The sequence below is a fragment of the Streptomyces sp. A0642 genome (assembly GCF_004795105.1).
In the GTDB taxonomy this organism is placed as follows: Bacteria; Actinomycetota; Actinomycetes; order Streptomycetales; family Streptomycetaceae; genus Streptomyces.
The window spans coordinates 67,943-84,132 of sequence record NZ_SSBL01000013.1; the positions used below are offsets into that span (position 1 = coordinate 67,943).

A 16,190-nucleotide genomic window follows, 5' to 3' on the forward strand; every position below is an offset into this window, starting at 1 on the left:
CAGGGTGCGCGGTCAGCGGAGGCTGCGCACGTCCAGTTGCCGCAGCACCCGGTCGACCACCTCGGGATCCGAGCCGGCCTCGTTGCGCGCGGAGAGCACCGCGTGGCGGGCGGCCGACATCATCTCGCGCTGGACGCGGCCGACCTCCTTGTACCGCTGGGCGCGCTGGGCGTACGCCTCGCGCCGTTCGCTGTCGACCATGGCGGGGCTGATCCGCGCGCCCATGTCGTAGGCCAGCCGTTGGAGGCGCTCCGCCACGTCCTCGGGGAACTCCTCGGTCTCCTGGATCTCCTTCAGCCGCCGCTTGGCCGCCTTCGTGGCGCGGATCGCGAGGTCCCGCTCCAGCGCGGCCTCGGCGTCCGTGTCGGCGCGCACCCCCAGGCGGCGCACCAGCCAGGGCAGGGTGAGTCCCTGGAAGACCAGGGTGACCATGATCACGGCGAAGGCGATGAAGACGATCTCGTCACGGCCGGGGAACGGCTTACCGTCGTCCGTCTCCAGCGGGATGGCGAGAGCGAGGGCCACGGAGGCCACACCGCGCATCCCGGCCCACCACATGATCACGGTCTCCCGCCAGCCGGCCGGGATCTCCTCGCTCACGTCACGGCGGCTGTGCAGCCGCTTGGTCAGCCAGGCCGCGGGGAGCAGATAGAGCAGGCGTACGCCGATGACGACGGCGACGACCGCCAGGGCCCAGCCGGCCATCCGCAGCGCACGTCCGTCGGCGGTCCCGAAGACGTTGTGCAGTTCGAGGCCGATCAGCCCGAAGGCGACACCGGTGACGAGGGTGTCGACGATCTCCCAGAAGGTGCGGCCGGTGAGCCGGCCGAGGACGTCGTCGGCGTCGGCGGTGTGCTCGGCGAGGAAGAGAGCGGTGGTCAGGACGGCGAGCACCCCGGAGCCCATCAGTTCCTCGGCGAGGACGTAGCTGACGAAGGGCACCAGCAGGGTCAGGCCGACCTGGAGGGTGGCATCGCCGAGCAGGGCCATGAGCTTGATGGTGAGCCAGCCGAGCGCGACCCCGACCGCCACGGCGACGACGGCGGACAGGACGAGCAGCCCGAACGCCTCGGGCAGCGAGAAGGTGCCGCTGACGGCCGCGGCGATCGCCACGTGGTAGAGCACGATCGCGGTCACGTCGTTGAACAGCCCCTCGCCCTCCAGGATGGAGATGAGCCTGCGGGGCAGTCCGACCGATCCGGCGACGGCGGTCGCCGCGACCGGGTCGGGCGGGGCGACGAGCGCGCCCAGCGCGACCGCCGCGGCGAGGGGCAGCCCGGGGACCACGGCGTGGGCCACCGCGGCGACGGCCGCCGTGGTGACGAAGACCAGCGCCACGGCCAGCAGGAAGATCGGCCGCTTGTTGGCGGTGAACTGGCGCCAGGAGGTGCGCTGCACGGAGGCGTAGAGCAGCGGCGGCAGCAGCGCGGGGAGAATGATCTCGGGCGGGATGTCCACGTTCGGTACGAAGCTGACGAAGGCCATCGCGACGCCCGCGAGCGTCATCAGCACCGGCGCGGGAAGCCCCAGCCGGTCCCCGAGCGGCACGGTGACCACGGCTCCGAGCAACAGCAGGAGCAGCAGTGCCATCTGGTCCACGGGGTGCCTTCCGCAACGGTCCGAGCCGGCCCCGGTGACCGGCCGGCATGGGCACCAAGCCTGCCACGCAGGCCCCGGACAGCCGGACGACGCCCCCTGACCCGGCCTGACCGAGTCCCGAGCGGAACGGAAGGTTCTACGCGTCAGCGGCCCGGCGCGCGGGAGGCCTTACGCGTCAAGGGACCGGCGCGAGGGAGGCCCGACGCGTCCACGGACCGGCACGAGGGAGGCCCTACGCCTCTACGGACCGGCGCATCGCCCGGTGCGGGATGCCCGCGTCCGGGAATTCGGGGCCGTAGGCCGCGTAGCCGAGCCGCTCGTAGAAGCCGAGGGCGTGCGTCTGGGCGTGCAGGTCGACGGCGGACAGGCCGAGTCCGCGGGCGGCGTCCTCGAGGGCCCGCACCAGGGCCGCGCCGACGCCGAGGCCGCGTGCCTCCTTGGCCACGGCGAGCCGGCCGAGCGAGCCGACGCCGGGATCGCCGCCGGTCTTCGCCGCCACGGCCGGGCCGTGCAGCAGCCGCCCGGTGCCGAGCGCCGTGCCGTCCTCCGCGACGGCGATGACGTGGACCGCGTCCGCGTCGTAGGCGTCGTACTCGATCTCCTCCGGCACGTTCTGCTCGCCGACGAAGACGTCCCTGCGGATCCGGAAGCAGGCGGCACGGTCCTGCTCACCGGTGACCGTGCGGGTGGTGTAGGAGGTCATTCGCTCTCTGCCGCGATCCGGTCGAGGGCCTGCTGGAGGTCGTCGGGGTAGGTGCTGGAGAACTCCACCCAGCTGCCGTCCGACGGGTGCTCGAAGCCGAGCCGGACCGCGTGCAGCCACTGCCGGGTCAGGCCGAGGCGCTTGGCCATCGTCGGGTCGGCGCCGTAGGTCAGGTCACCGACGCAGGGGTGGCGGTGGGCGGACATGTGGACCCGGATCTGGTGGGTGCGGCCCGTCTCCAGCTTGATGTCCAGGAGGCTGGCGGCGCGGTAGGCCTCGATGAGGTCGTAGTGCGTCACGGAGGGCTTGCCCTCGGCGACGACGGCCCACTTGTAGTCGTGGGTGGGGTGGCGCCCGATGGGGGCGTCGATGGTGCCGCTCATCGGGTCCGGGTGGCCCTGGACCAGCGCGTGGTACTTCTTGTCGACGACCCGGTCGCGGAACTGGGCCTTCAGCAGGGTGTAGGCGCGCTCGGACTTGGCGACGACCATCAGCCCGGAGGTGCCGACGTCGAGCCGGTGCACGATGCCCTGGCGCTCGGCGGCGCCCGAGGTGGAGATCCGGTACCCGGCCGCGGCGAGACCGCCGATGACGGTGGTGCCGGTCCAGCCCGGGCTCGGGTGCGCGGCGACACCGACCGGCTTCATGATCACGACGATGTCGTCGTCGTCGTGGACGATCTCCATGCCCTCGACGGGCTCGGCGACGATCTGCACCGGAGCGGGAGCCTGCGGCATCTCCACTTCCAGCCAGGCACCGCCCCGGACCCGCTCGGACTTCCCGACCACCGAACCGTCCACCTGCACCTTCCCGGCGGCGGCCAGCTCTGCGGCCTTGGTGCGGGAGAAGCCGAACATGCGGGAGATGGCGGCGTCGACGCGCTCGCCTTCCAGGCCATCGGGGACGGGCAGGGTGCGGACCTCGGGTTGCGTACTCACCTGTCGAGTATGCCTTGTCGCGGCCGGGGGCCTGACCGGCCTCAGTCCTTGTGGACGGTGCCGTCGGGATCGAGGCCCTTGAAGGAGAGCAGCACGATCAGGATGCCGCCGCAGACGATCGCGGAGTCCGCCAGGTTGAAGACGGCGAAGTGCGCCGGGGCGATGAAGTCCACCACCGCGCCCTCGAACACACCCGGTGAGCGGAAGACGCGGTCGGTGAGGTTGCCGAGGGCGCCGCCGAGCAGCAGGCCGAGCGCGATCGCCCACGGCAGGCTGTACAGCTTGCGTGCGAGCCGGGCGATGACCACGATGACGGTCGCCGCGATGATGGTGAAGATGATCGTGAAGGCCTCACCGAGGCCGAAGGCGGCTCCCGCGTTGCGGATCGCGTCGAGCCGGAGCCAGTCGCCGAAGATCTCGATCGGCTCGTGGTGCTCCAGCTTCGCGACCACGAGCATCTTGCTGCCGAGGTCGAGCAGGTAGGCGAGGACGGCGACGCAGAAGAGCAGGACGATCCGGCGACGGCGCGTGGCCGGCGACCGGTCGACCGTGCTCTCCCCGTCCCCGGCGTCCCGGCCGTCCGGCTCGACGGACTCGGGGGAGCCGCTCTCCGCCGGCTTCTCGTGCCCGGCCCCCTCGTGTCCCTCGGCCTCGGGGATGTCCGGCGTACCGATGATGCGCTCCGCCTCTGCCACGTGAGTCCCTCAACCTAGTTCCCGACTGAGGACGAGGGTACGACACACCACCAGGGATCAGCCGCGTCGCTCCTGCTTCTGTTTGTCCTCGACGCAGAGGGTGGCCCGGGGGAACGCCTGCATGCGCGCCTTGCCGATCGGGTTGCCGCAGATCTCGCAGAGTCCGTAGGTGCCCGCGTCGAGCCGGGCCAGCGCCCGTTCGGTCTGCTCCAGCATCTCCTGGGCGTTGGCGGCGAGCGACATCTCGTGTTCGCGGGTGATGTTCTTGGTGCCGGTGTCCGCCTCGTCGTCACCCGCCCCGTCGCCGGAGTCGCGCATCAGCCCGGCCAGCGCCAGGCCCGACGCCTCCAGCTCGTTGCGCAGCCGCGTGATCTCGCCGGTCAGCTCGGTGTGGGCGGCGGCGACCTCCTCCGGCGTCCAGGGGTCCTCTCCCGGCCGTACGGCCAGTTCCCCGGGGACTGTCGCGGCGGCCCGCGCCGGAGGCACGGGCGCCGTGCTCCGGCCGGCCGTCCGGGTCCTGGCCGCGCTCTTCTTGGCTACCACCGTGTGGGCTCCCGTCTCCTCGGCGGCCTCGGCCGCCCCTGTGGCCGCGTCGGCGGCCTTCTTCGAAGGCTTCCCGGCCGTGGTCTGCCCGGCCGCGCTCTTCTTCGCCGCGGTCTTCTTCGCGGCCTTCTTGGTCGCCGTCTTCTTGGCCGCCGTTTTCGGGGCGGCCTTCCTCGTGGTCGTGGCGGCAGCGGCGGTCGTCACGGCCGCGTGCTCCGGACCGGTCCGCGCGTCCGCCTCGGATCCGCCGTCCCGACCGGTCTCTCCCGTCGTCTCCGCGGCTGCCGCGCCCGTGGATGCGGCTGACGCCGTCTTCTCTGCGGCGGTCTTCTTCGCCACCATGGCCGCGGCCCCTTCACGCATTGTGATCTTGCACGCGAGTCGTGCTGGGACGATAAATCGACCCCAGCCCCGCGGCAACGGGGCACGCCGCCGCATCGCCCCTCCCCGTGTCCGGATCACCGCTCGCCTGAAACCGTTGTGCCCAGCTCCCCGCCCGGTAATCCGCCTTCCGGCGGCCCGCCGGGCGGCGCCGGGATCCGGAACGCCCCGTCTGGCCATTCGGGTCACGCCGGGCCGCCGGAAATCCGGTCGGCCACCGCCGCCGCGGGCCCGTACACTGGCCTCAGCGAGAGGCATGGATGGGACGAGTAGCGTCGTACGCAGCCCAGAGCGACCCGGGGACGGTGGAAGCCCGGGGGCGAGCGCGTCGTGAAGATCACCCCGGAGCCGCCGGAAGAACGCCTTGGACCGTGGGCACCGCCCACGGACCCCGGGCCAGTAGAACCGGCATCGCACCCCAATGAGGGGGCCGCGGGCGGCACGTCCGGGGCCAAGGAGGGTGGTACCGCGGGAGCCGGCATCGGTTCTCGTCCCTCCGACGGAAGTGGAAGACGTCCGCCGGAGGAAGCCCGCATGACATCGCCGCAGTACCGCCAGGTACCCGCCCAGGTCGACCTGCCCGCGCTCGAGCACGCCGTGCTCGACTTCTGGCGCGAGAACAAGGTCTTCGACCGGAGCCTCGAACAGTCCGAGGGCCGCCCCGAGTGGGTCTTCTACGAAGGCCCGCCGACCGCCAACGGCATGCCGGGCGCCCACCACATCGAGGCCCGCGTCTTCAAGGACGTCTTCCCGCGCTTCCGCACCATGCAGGGCTACCACGTCGGCCGCAAGGCCGGCTGGGACTGTCACGGTCTGCCGGTCGAGCTCGCGGTCGAGAAGGAGCTGGGCTTCAACGGCAAGAAGGACATCGAGGCGTACGGCATCGCCGAGTTCAACGCCAAGTGCCGCGAGTCCGTGACCCGGCACACCGACGCCTTCAGCGAGCTCACGACCCGGATGGGCTACTGGGTCGACCTCGACGACGCGTACCGCACGATGGACCCGGAGTACGTCGAGTCCGTCTGGTGGTCGCTGAAGGAGATCTTCAACAAGGGCCTGCTCACCCAGGACCACCGCGTCGCCCCCTGGTGCCCGCGCTGCGGCACCGGCCTCTCCGACCACGAGCTGGCGCAGGGGTACGAGACGGTCGTCGACCCCTCCGTCTTCGTACGCTTCCCGTTGACCTCCGGTCCGCTGGCCGGCGAGGCGGCCCTCCTGGTCTGGACGACGACCCCCTGGACCCTCGTCTCCAACACCGCCGTCGCCGCGCACCCCGAGGTCGAGTACGTCGTCGCGACGAACGGCGAGGAGAAGCTCGTCGTCGCCCGGCCGCTCGTCGAGAAGGCGCTCGGCGAGGGCTGGGAGCTCACCGGGCAGTCCTTCACCGGCAGCGAGATGGAGCGCTGGACCTACGAGCGCCCGTTCACGCTGATCGACTTCCCGGCCGAGGCGCACTACGTCGTCAACGCCGCGTACGTGACGACCGAGGACGGTACGGGTCTGGTCCACCAGTCCCCCGCCTTCGGCGCCGAAGACCTCCTGGTCTGCAAGGCGTACGGTCTCCCGGTGGTCAACCCGGTCCGCCCCGACGGCACCTTCGAGGAGGATGTGCCGCTGGTCGGCGGCGTCTTCTTCAAGAAGGCCGACGAGGCGCTCACCGAGGGCCTGGCCGCCCGCGGCAAGCTCTTCCGGCACGTCCCGTACGAGCACAGCTACCCGCACTGCTGGCGCTGCCACACCGCGCTGCTCTACTACGCGCAGCCGTCCTGGTACATCCGCACCACCGCGGTCAAGGACCGGCTCCTGGAGGAGAACGAGAAGACCAACTGGTTCCCGGACTCGGTCAAGAACGGCCGGTACGGCGACTGGCTGGACAACAACATCGACTGGGCCCTGTCCCGCAACCGCTACTGGGGCACGCCGCTGCCGATCTGGCGCTGCGAGGACGACCACCTCACCTGCGTCGGCTCGCGCGCCGAGCTGACCGAGCTCACCGGCACCGACCTGTCCGGGCTCGACCCGCACCGGCCCTTCATCGACGAGATCACGTTCACCTGCTCGCACGAGAACTGCCAGCTGGAGGCGTACCGCGTCCCCGAGGTCATCGACGCCTGGTACGACTCGGGCTCGATGCCGTTCGCGCAGTGGGGCTACCCGTACAAGAACAAGGAAGTCTTCGAGAGCCGCTACCCGGCGCAGTTCATCTCGGAGGCCATCGACCAGACGCGCGGGTGGTTCTACACGCTGATGGCGGTCGGCACGCTCGTCTTCGACAAGTCGAGTTACGAGAACGTGGTGTGCCTGGGCCACATCCTCGCCGAGGACGGCCGCAAGATGTCCAAGCACCTGGGCAACACGCTCGACCCGATCCCGCTGATGGACCAGCACGGGGCCGACGCGGTCCGCTGGTTCATGGCGGCGGGCGGCTCGCCGTGGGCGGCGCGCCGCGTCGGCCACGGCACGATCCAGGAGGTCGTCCGCAAGACGCTCCTCACGTACTGGAACACGGTCGCCTTCCAGGCCCTGTACGCCCGTACGTCGAACTGGGCGCCCTCGGCCGCCGACCCGGCGCCGGCCGACCGCACGGTGCTGGACCGCTGGCTGCTGAGCGAGCTGAACGCCCTGGTGGACCAGGTCACCCAGGCGCTGGAGGGCTACGACACCCAGCGCGCCGGCAAGCTGCTGTCCTCGTTCGTCGACGACCTGTCCAACTGGTACGTCCGCCGCTCCCGCCGCCGCTTCTGGCAGGGCGACAAGGCGGCGCTGCGCACCCTGCACGACGTCGTCGAGACGGTCACCCGGCTGATGGCCCCGCTGACCCCGTTCATCACCGAGCGGGTCTGGCAGGACCTGGTCACGCCGGTCACCCCGGACGCCCCCGAGTCGGTCCACCTCGCCTCGTGGCCGAAGGCCGACCTGTCGGCGATCGACCCGGCCCTCTCCACGCAGATGGCCCTGGTCCGCCGCCTGGTCGAGCTGGGGCGCGCCACGCGTGCCGAGTCGGGCGTCAAGACCCGCCAGCCGCTGTCCCGCGCCCTGGTCGCGGTCTCGGGTTTCGAGTCCCTCTCCCCCGAGCTGCACGGCCAGATCACGGAGGAACTGAACGTCTCCTCCCTGGCCTCCCTGTCCGAGGTGGGCGGTTCGCTGGTCGACACGACGGCGAAGGCGAACTTCCGGGCGCTGGGCAAGCGCTTCGGCAAGGGCGTCCAGGCGGTGGCGAAGGCCGTCGCGAACGCGGACGCGGCGGCGCTCTCGCTGGCCCTGCGCGAGGGCACGGCGTCGGTCGAGGTCGACGGGGAACAGGTCACCCTGGGCCCCGACGAGGTCATCATCACGGAGACGCCGCGCGAGGGCTGGTCGGTCGCGTCCGACTCCGGCGCGACGGTCGCCCTGGACCTGGAGATCACCCCGGAGCTCCGGCGGGCGGGCCTGGCCCGTGACGCGATCCGCCTGATCCAGGAGGCGCGCAAGAACAGCGGCCTGGACGTGGCCGACCGCATCGCCGTCCGCTGGACCACCACCTCCCCCGCGACGGCCGAGGCCCTCACCGAGCACGCCTCGCTGATCGCGGACGAGGTCCTCGCCGTGGACTACGCGCAGGGCGAGGCGGACGCCTCCTTCGGAGAGCCCTTCGAGGACGAGGGCCTGTCCCTGACGTTCCGCCTCCGCAAGACGGAGCGGTAACCGCAGCACACGAGGGCCCGGCCGGACACGCTCCGGCCGGGCCCTTGGCTGTTCCCCCGCACCATCAAGCCTGCCGCTCCAGCCCCTCCGACGCGGGCTCCCTTCCAGCCCCCGCACGATCACGCCCTGCCCTTCCAGCCCCCGGCGAGGGCGCCGTCCCAGCCCCTCCGGCAAGGGCGCCGATCCAGCCCCTCCGGCGATTGAGGAGCGGGGTCCGGGGCGGAGCCCCGGTTACGGGAAGGGGCGGGTAGGGGAACGAGGCCCCGCGCAGCGGCCCATGGCCCACGGCCCACGGCCCACGGCCCACGGCCCACGGCCCACGGCCCACGGCCCACGGCAAAGGACCGGCCTCCGGCCCCCGGGCCACGGCAAAGGGCCGGGCCCCGGGGAATCCCCGGGGCCCGGCCCTTTGCCTGCCGACGGCTACGCGCTCAGCGAGCGCGCACCGCTCAGTTGTCGTCCTCGTCGATCAGGAACCCGCGCATCGGCGACGGCGCCTGCTGCATCGGCTGCGGCGCCTGCGGCCGCACCGGCGCCATCGGCTGGGTCATCGCCGGTGACATCTGCTGCTGGCCACCGTAGGAGGGCCCACCGCCCATGGACGGGTTGCCGCCCATCTGCTGGTTGCCGTGACCGCCGTGGTTGCCGCCCATGGTGTGACCCATGGCGCCGGCGCCGGCCGGGGCCAGCGAGGGCGACGGCGGCAGCGAGGCGGCAGCCGGCGTCCGCGGCGGAGCCAGCGAGTCGTCGGCCTGGGTCTCCAGCTGACGCAGCTGGCTCTCCAGGTAGGACTTCAGACGGGTCCGGTACTCGCGCTCGAAGCCGCGCAGGTCCTCGACCTTGCGCTCCAGCGTCGCGCGGGCGGACTCCAGCGAGCCCATCGCCACGCGGTGCTTCTCCTGCGCGTCCCGCTCCAGCGCGTCAGCCTTGGCACGCGCGTCGCGCTCCAGGCCCTCGGCACGGCTGCGCGCCTCGCCGACGATCTTGTTGGCCTCGGAACGGGCCTCCGCGATCGCCTGGTCGGCGGTCTGCTGCGCCAGGGACAGGACACGGGCGGCGCTGTCGCCGCCGGGGCCCTGCTGCTGCATCTGCGGCGGCTGCTGCTGCTGCATCTGCTGCATCTGCTGCTGCTGCGGGTTGTGACCCATGGGGCCGCCCATCGGGCCGCCCATGGGACCGCCCTGCATCGGGCCGGGGCCGTGCGGGCCCTGCGGACCGGGGCCGTGCGGACCCTGGGGTCCGTGGCCACTGGGACCGGCCGGCAGCTGAGGAGCTCCACCGGGCAGCTGGGGGGGACCCATCTGCGGGGGCTGCTGCTGGACCGGCGGACCAGATATGGCGGCGGGCACAGGTGCACCGGGACGGTCCTGCGGCTCCGGCTTGCGCATGCCTTGCTGCTGCTGGTTCTGCGCGGCGGCACGCGTGGCGGCGGCCAGCTTGGCGCGCAGGTCCTCGTTCTCACGGAGCAGGCGGGTCAGCTCGGACTCGACCTCGTCGAGGAAGGCGTCAACCTCGTCCTCGTCATAGCCTTCTCGGAGGCGGACCGTCGTGAACTGCTTGTTCCGCACGTCCTCGGGGGTCAGCGGCATCTCTTCTTCACCTCTACGTAGTCGTCGGCAGTCGGCAGGACCGTATCGCTCACAGCCTGGTCACGATGCTGATCAGGATGGAAACGATGATCATCAGAACGAAGAAGGACAGGTCGAGTGCCACGCCCCCGAGACGCAGCGGCGGGATGAACCGCCGCAGGAGCTTGAGCGGTGGATCGGTGACCGTGTAGGTCGCCTCCAGGACCACCACCATCGGCTTGCCCGGCTGCCATGAACGTGCGAACTGGAAGACGTAGTCCATGACCAGCCGGAAGATCAGCACGATGAGGAAACACATCAACGCGATGTAGACAACACTTTGTGCGACGCCCATCCTTCGCGCTTCCCTCTCCCCTGGCTCTCGTAGCTCCGGCCTCGCGGCCGGGTCGTTCCCGGTGTCGTGTTCTCAGCTCTGGTTGAAGAATCCGCCCTCTGCGATGCGGGCCTTGTCCTCCGCCGTGACATCGACGTTAGCAGGCGACAACAGGAACACCTTCTGCGTCACACGTTCAATGCTGCCATGGAGGCCGAAGACGAGTCCTGCGGCAAAGTCGACAAGTCGCTTCGCGTCCGTATCGTCCATCTCCGTGAGATTCATGATCACCGGAGTGCCCTCACGGAAGTGTTCCCCGATGGTACGGGCCTCGTTGTAGGTCCTGGGGTGCAGTGTGGTGATGCGGTACGGCTCCCGCTCGGACACGACCTTGGGCATGATCACCGGTGCGTTCTTCTCCATGTTCGGGCGTTCAGGTGTGATGGATGCCACGGGGGCGATCCGGGCGGGTCGCTCTCGCTCCGCCGGGATCTGAACCGGCTCCCGCTGGGCCGGAGGCTGTACCACTCGTACCGGTTCGTCCCGCTCCCGCTCCACCTGATGCGCGGGCTGATGCCGGCGCCGGTCGCGCTCGGGCTCCGGCTCGGGTTCGAATTCGTCGTCGGGGTCGAACCCCGGACCGTCGTACCCATCGTCCTCCACGAGGCCGAGGTAGACCGCCATCTTGCGCATCGCGCCGGCCATGCTCTGAGTCCTCCGCTCTGTGGTGGATCGGCATCTGTCACCAAGTGCCCGCGATCCACGGTGGCCTGCCCGCCATAGGCGGTAATGACCATATTTTCTGCTGTGGTCCGACTTGCTTGGCGACGTTACCCGAGCCCGGGTCGGACTCCGAGTACCGCAGTACCGACGCGCACATGTGTCGCACCGGCCGCAACCGCGTCCTCGAGGTCCGCACTCATCCCTGCGGAGACCATGTTCGCAGCCGGATGGTTCCCGCGCAGCCGGGATGAGAATTCCATCAGCCGGTCGAACGCGGCACGTTGCCTTCCCGCGAACGGTCCGGCGAGCGGCGCGACGGTCATCAGGCCGTCCAGCCGCAAGCCGGGCGCGGACGCGACCGCGTCAGCCAACTCCTCGATCCCGTCGGGCGCGACACCGCCGCGCTCCCCCCGCTCGCCGCTCTCCGCGTCGAGCGCGACCTGGATGAGGCACCCGAGTTCACGCCCGCCGCGGCCGGCCGCGGCGGAGAGGGCGGTCACCAGCTTCGTACGGTCCACGGACTGCACGACATCGGCATAACTCGCCACGGAACGGACCTTGTTCGTCTGCAATTGACCGACAAAGTGCCATGTGAGGGACAGATCCGTACATGCGGTGGCCTTGGGGGCCGCGTCCTGGTCACGATTCTCCGCGACATGGCGCACACCGAGTTCATGCAGGATCCGCACATCGCTCGCGGGGTAGGTCTTGGTGACCACGATGAGGGTCACCTCCTCCCGCTTGCGGCCGGCGGCGGCACAGGCGGAAGCAATGCGTTCCTCCACCCGTGCCAGATTTGCGGCGAGTTGCGTCTTACGATCCGTCATGCCCTATCCCTCCAGCCAGACATATCCGGCGAGCCGCCCGGTGGTGCGGTCGCGTCGGTACGAGAAGTGGTCGCCCGATTCGAGGGTGCAGAAAGGCGACGCCAGCCGGTCGGTGACGCCGAGGTCCGCCAGTTGCGCGTGGACTCCGGCGGTGACGTCCACCGCCGGGGTGCCCCAGCTGGTCTCGGACCACGAGGCGGGGACGACCGCCGCGACCTCGTCCCGCATGGCGGCCGGCACTTCGTAGCACCGGCCGCAGACGGCCGGCCCCGTGCGGGCGATGATCCGGGAGGGGTCCGCGCCGAGCCGGACCATGGCCCCGACCGCGGCGGGGACGACTCCGGCCACCAGGCCGGGACGGCCCGCGTGGGCCGCCGCGACGACTCCGGCGACCGGGTCGGCGAGCAGTACGGGGGTGCAGTCGGCGGTGAGGACCGCGAGCGGGAGTCCGCGCCGGGCGGTCACGACCGCGTCCACGGCGGGAATCTCGCGGGCATCGCCCCAGGGGCCGTCGACCACGGCGACGTCCCGCCCGTGGACCTGGTTCATCCAGACGACCCGCGCCGGATCGAATCCGCGGGCCAGGGCGGCCCGCTCCCGGTTGGCCAGGACGGCGGCGGGGTCGTCACCGACCGCGCCGCCGAGGTTGAGCTCCGCGTACGGAGCGGCGCTCACCCCGCCCCACCTGTCGGTGAAGGAGAAGTGAGCGCCGCCGTCCGAGGAAACAGAATCCTTCTTGCTCACTGAATGGTGCGGATCTATCACTTCAAGAAGTCCGGTACGTCCAGCTCTTCGGCCTGGGAGTCCTGGTAGGGACGGGCCGGCGGGACGTGCGGCGGCGCGGCCGGCGGAACGTGGCTCTCATGCGCCACCGGAACCGGCTCGGCCTGGACCGGCGGCTCCTCGCGGGGAGGCACGGAACCCAGTCCGCTCGTCTGGCGCACCGGCTCGGCGGCCCGGACCGGCGGAGCGGGCTCCTCGCGCTTGGTGGAGTTCGCCCCCAGGACGTTCTCCCGGCGGGCCGGCGGCTGTCCGCCGTCGAAGCCCGCCGCGATCACGGTGACCCGGACCTCGTCGCCCAGCGCGTCGTCGATGACCGCACCGAAGATGATGTTCGCCTCGGGGTGCGCCGCCTCGCTCACCAGCTGGGCGGCCTCGTTGATCTCGAAGAGACCGAGGTCGCTGCCGCCGGAGATGGAGAGCAGGACACCGCGGGCGCCGTCGATGGACGCCTCCAGGAGCGGCGAGGAGATCGCCATCTCCGCGGCGGCCACCGCGCGGTCGTCGCCGCGGGCCGATCCGATGCCCATGAGCGCCGATCCGGCTTCCGACATGACCGACTTGACGTCGGCGAAGTCGAGGTTGATCAGGCCCGGGGTGGTGATGAGGTCGGTGATGCCCTGGACGCCCGAGAGCAGGACCTGGTCGGCCGACTTGAACGCGTCGAGCACGCTGACCTGGCGGTCCGAGATGGACAGCAGCCGGTCGTTGGGAATGACGATGAGGGTGTCGACCTCTTCGCGGAGTTCGGCGATGCCGTCCTCCGCCTGGTTCGCGCGACGCCGGCCCTCGAAGGTGAACGGGCGGGTGACCACACCGATCGTCAGGGCGCCCAGCGAACGCGCGATATTGGCGACGACGGGTGCGCCACCGGTGCCGGTGCCCCCGCCTTCTCCTGCGGTGACGAAGACCATGTCGGCCCCCTTGAGGACCTCCTCGATCTCTTCACGGTGGTCCTCTGCCGCCTTGCGACCGACGGCCGGGTTCGCCCCGGCGCCGAGGCCGCGGGTGAGTTCACGACCGACGTCGAGCTTGACGTCGGCGTCGCTCATCAACAGGGCTTGCGCATCCGTGTTGATCGCGATGAACTCGACGCCCTTGAGACCGACCTCGATCATTCGGTTGATGGCATTGACACCACCGCCGCCGACACCGATGACCTTGATGACTGCGAGGTAGTTCTGCGGTGCTGCCACGTCGAAGGCCTCTCGCCTCGAGTTACGTGTCGTCGCTTGGCGGTAGTCCCGCCGCGACGACGGATGCCGATTGGGACGGTCCGAACGCCGACCCAAACCCTAACGTTGAAGTTTAGGGTTACCAGTGTGTCTGCTTCATGGACTCTTCCGAACAGGACACTAAGTCGACAAGTGGCGCACGTTCAATGAACACGCCGAACCTCCCGTTTTTCTTTTCACCCTATGTGATCACCCGTAGCGCTGACCAACCAGGGTGCTGGCCAGGCCAAATGTGCGTCAACTACCCGACACCGCAGGAGCGGTGGGCGCGCTCACGTCGAAGTGTCCTGCTTTGGGAGAGGCTTTCATGAGAGCGGTGAGGACTTTCGCCTTCACCACGCCTTCTTCGCTGCTCCCCCAGATCACCGTGCGGTCCCCGGTGAGGCCCAGCGAGACCGCATCGTACGAGACGACCCGCACGACCCGCGTCTCCCTGGCGACCGCGTCCGGAAGGTCGCCCGCCACCCGGACCGCTTCCCGCACCAGGCGGTCGCCCCCGAACCGCCGCTTGCTCGCGGACTGACCCGGTGCGAGTTCCAGCAGGGGCACCCGCCCGGGGGCTTTGTCCACCGTGGCGAAACGCACGCCTTCGTCGTCGACCTCGGTGAACTTCGCACCCTTTTTCATCAGCAGGACCGGCTGTCGTTCGGTCACTTTAAGTCCGATGCCGTGCGGCCATGACCGTACGACATCCACCGAGTCGATACGAGGCAGCTTCTGGCGCAACCTCGCGGCCACGGCGTCCGTGTCGACGGAGATCAGCGGGGCGCCCATCGGCACCGCCGCCGCGGCCTCCACCTCGGCCGGTGCCAGCACGTCGACCCCGGTGATCCGGACCTGTTCGGCACGGAGCCAGGAGGAGCCGTAGAGCGCCCAGACGGCGCCGGAGCCGAGCAGCAGCACGGCCGCGGCGATCACGATCAGGAGAGTGCGCCGGGACATCCGGCGGCCCTCCGCACGCGGGCGCGGCGGGCGGTCCCGGTTGTCCTTCTGCTGCCCTGTGCCGCGCTGGGCGGTCGTCGGTCCGGCCACGCTCGCTCCTTATGCCGGGTCCGGGGGCGCCGCCCCCGGACCCGTCCGCCTCACGCGCCTCGGCGTGCGGCGATCGCCTCGTACACCATGCCGACCAGCAGATCGTCGGCGTCCCGGCGGCCGAACTCGGCGGCCGCGCGGGACATTTCGTACAGCTGGTGCGGATCCGTCAGCACCGGGAGCACGTTGCCCTGCACCCACTCGGGGGTGAGCGCCGCGTCGTCCACCAGCAGTCCGCCGCCGGCGTTGACCACCGGCTGGGCGTTCAGCCGCTGTTCGCCGTTGCCGATCGGCAACGGGACGTAGGCGGCGGGCAGCCCGACGGCGGAGAGTTCGGCGACGGTCATCGCGCCCGCGCGGCAGAGCATCATGTCGGCCGCGGCGTACGCGAGGTCCATCCGGTCCACGTACGGTACCGGGATGTAGGGCGGCATCCCGGGCATGTTGTCGACGCGCGGCATTTCGTTCTTCGGGCCGACCACGTGAAGGATCTGGATCCCCGACCGCTGGAGCAGCGGTGCGACCCGCTGGACCACCTCGTTGAGGTGGCGGGCGCCCTGCGAGCCGCCGGAGACCAGCAGCGTGGGCAGGTTGGGGTCGAGCCCGAAGGCGGCTCGCGCCTCGGGGCGGACGCGGGCCCGGTCCAGGGTGGCGATGGTGCGGCGCAGCGGGATGCCGATGTAGCGGGCGCCGCGCAGCTTGCTGTCGGGGGTGGAGACGGCGACCCCGTGCGCGTACCGCGAACCGATCTTGTTGGCCAGGCCCGGCCGGGCGTTGGCCTCGTGCACCACGATCGGGACTCCGGCGCGCTTGGCGGCGAGGTAGCCGGGCAGCGCCACGTAGCCGCCGAAGCCGACCACGCAGTCGGCCCTGGTGCGCTCCAGGATCTGCTCGGCGGCCTTGATGGTGCCGCGCAGCCTGCCCGGGACGGTGATGAGTTCGGGGGTGGGCTTGCGCGGCAGCGGTACGGCCGGGATCAGGGCGAGTTCGTACCCCCGCTCGGGTACGAGCCTGGTCTCGAGTCCGCGCTCCGTGCCGAGAGCGGTGATTCCCACGCTCGGGTCCTGCCTGCGCAGTGCGTCCGCGAGGGCAAGCGCGGGCTCGATGTGGCCGGCGGTCCCCCCACCGGCGAGTACGACATGCACCGA

14 protein-coding genes are annotated in these 16,190 nt (G+C 70.9%); 1 reads left to right on the forward strand and 13 read right to left on the reverse strand.

Translation table 11 applies throughout. From position 1 onward, the window contains the following. Window positions 1–12: 12 nt before the first annotated feature. From E6R60_RS21820 to E6R60_RS21840, 5 genes are all read right to left on the reverse strand, one after another. Entirely contained in the window at window positions 13–1,599 is a 1,587-nt protein-coding gene (locus E6R60_RS21820) for a Na+/H+ antiporter (RefSeq protein ID WP_136328311.1), read from the reverse strand. A 232-nt stretch (window positions 1,600–1,831) separates the two neighbouring features. Further along, complete coding sequence (locus E6R60_RS21825; RefSeq protein ID WP_136328312.1) at window positions 1,832–2,302, reverse strand: GNAT family N-acetyltransferase; 471 nt, start codon at window positions 2,300–2,302, stop codon at window positions 1,832–1,834. Then, window positions 2,299–3,240, reverse strand: coding sequence for an RluA family pseudouridine synthase (locus tag E6R60_RS21830; protein WP_136328313.1), 942 nt, complete (start codon window positions 3,238–3,240; stop codon window positions 2,299–2,301). Before E6R60_RS21830 ends, E6R60_RS21825 begins: the two co-directional genes overlap by 4 nt. 41 nt (window positions 3,241–3,281) lie before the next feature. Next, window positions 3,282–3,935 carry a signal peptidase II gene (gene lspA / locus E6R60_RS21835; protein WP_136328314.1) on the reverse strand — a complete coding sequence of 218 codons (654 nt, stop codon included), beginning with the start codon at window positions 3,933–3,935 and terminating at the stop codon, window positions 3,282–3,284. Between the two features lie 57 nt (window positions 3,936–3,992). Continuing rightward, window positions 3,993–4,820: a TraR/DksA C4-type zinc finger protein gene (locus E6R60_RS21840; RefSeq protein ID WP_240802648.1), complete on the reverse strand. Its 828-nt coding sequence runs from the start codon at window positions 4,818–4,820 to the stop codon at window positions 3,993–3,995. A 573-nt stretch (window positions 4,821–5,393) separates the two neighbouring features. On the opposite strand from E6R60_RS21840, the gene ileS reads away from it, so the two are divergent. Next, window positions 5,394–8,543, forward strand: a complete 3,150-nt coding sequence (gene ileS, locus E6R60_RS21850; RefSeq protein ID WP_136328316.1) for an isoleucine--tRNA ligase — start codon at window positions 5,394–5,396, stop codon at window positions 8,541–8,543. A 449-nt stretch (window positions 8,544–8,992) separates the two neighbouring features. Here ileS and E6R60_RS21860 read toward each other — a convergent pair whose 3' ends face one another. The 8 genes from E6R60_RS21860 to murG form a co-directional block, all read right to left on the reverse strand. Then, window positions 8,993–10,132: a DivIVA domain-containing protein gene (locus E6R60_RS21860; protein WP_136328317.1), complete on the reverse strand. Its 1,140-nt coding sequence runs from the start codon at window positions 10,130–10,132 to the stop codon at window positions 8,993–8,995. A gap of 49 nt (window positions 10,133–10,181) precedes the next feature. Then, the gene (locus E6R60_RS21865) at window positions 10,182–10,466 is read right to left on the reverse strand and encodes a YggT family protein (protein WP_136328318.1); all 285 of its coding nucleotides are present in this window, start codon (window positions 10,464–10,466) and stop codon (window positions 10,182–10,184) included. A gap of 72 nt (window positions 10,467–10,538) precedes the next feature. Further along, the gene (sepF, locus tag E6R60_RS21870) at window positions 10,539–11,150 is read right to left on the reverse strand and encodes a cell division protein SepF (protein WP_136328319.1); all 612 of its coding nucleotides are present in this window, start codon (window positions 11,148–11,150) and stop codon (window positions 10,539–10,541) included. Window positions 11,151–11,275: 125 nt separating this feature from the next. Next, entirely contained in the window at window positions 11,276–11,995 is a 720-nt protein-coding gene (locus E6R60_RS21875) for a YggS family pyridoxal phosphate-dependent enzyme (protein ID WP_136328320.1), read from the reverse strand. Between the two features lie 3 nt (window positions 11,996–11,998). After that, the gene (gene pgeF / locus E6R60_RS21880; protein ID WP_136328321.1) at window positions 11,999–12,760 is read right to left on the reverse strand and encodes a peptidoglycan editing factor PgeF; all 762 of its coding nucleotides are present in this window, start codon (window positions 12,758–12,760) and stop codon (window positions 11,999–12,001) included. Next, window positions 12,757–13,971 (reverse strand): cell division protein FtsZ, encoded by a 1,215-nt coding sequence (gene ftsZ, locus E6R60_RS21885; protein ID WP_136328322.1) that lies wholly within the window; start codon window positions 13,969–13,971, stop codon window positions 12,757–12,759. The genes pgeF and ftsZ overlap by 4 nt, the downstream gene beginning before the upstream one ends. A gap of 276 nt (window positions 13,972–14,247) precedes the next feature. Beyond that, window positions 14,248–15,042: an FtsQ-type POTRA domain-containing protein gene (locus E6R60_RS21895; RefSeq protein ID WP_136328324.1), complete on the reverse strand. Its 795-nt coding sequence runs from the start codon at window positions 15,040–15,042 to the stop codon at window positions 14,248–14,250. A gap of 50 nt (window positions 15,043–15,092) precedes the next feature. After that, window positions 15,093–16,187: an undecaprenyldiphospho-muramoylpentapeptide beta-N-acetylglucosaminyltransferase gene (gene murG / locus E6R60_RS21900; protein WP_136328325.1), complete on the reverse strand. Its 1,095-nt coding sequence runs from the start codon at window positions 16,185–16,187 to the stop codon at window positions 15,093–15,095. Between the last annotated feature and the right edge of the window lie 3 nt (window positions 16,188–16,190).

What these genes read in the sequence shown, in the direction of transcription:
- E6R60_RS21825 (WP_136328312.1), bottom strand. Translation starts at nt 2,302, where the DNA reads ATGACCTCCTACACCACCCGCACGGTCACCGGTGAGCAGGACCGTGCC.
- E6R60_RS21865 (WP_136328318.1), bottom strand. Translation starts at nt 10,466, where the DNA reads ATGGGCGTCGCACAAAGTGTTGTCTACATCGCGTTGATGTGTTTCCTC.
- E6R60_RS21860 (WP_136328317.1), bottom strand. Translation starts at nt 10,132, where the DNA reads ATGCCGCTGACCCCCGAGGACGTGCGGAACAAGCAGTTCACGACGGTC.
- E6R60_RS21875 (WP_136328320.1), bottom strand. Translation starts at nt 11,995, where the DNA reads ATGACGGATCGTAAGACGCAACTCGCCGCAAATCTGGCACGGGTGGAG.
- E6R60_RS21840 (WP_240802648.1), bottom strand. Translation starts at nt 4,820, where the DNA reads ATGGTGGCGAAGAAGACCGCCGCAGAGAAGACGGCGTCAGCCGCATCC.
- sepF (WP_136328319.1), bottom strand. Translation starts at nt 11,150, where the DNA reads ATGGCCGGCGCGATGCGCAAGATGGCGGTCTACCTCGGCCTCGTGGAG.
- ileS (WP_136328316.1), top strand. Translation starts at nt 5,394, where the DNA reads ATGACATCGCCGCAGTACCGCCAGGTACCCGCCCAGGTCGACCTGCCC.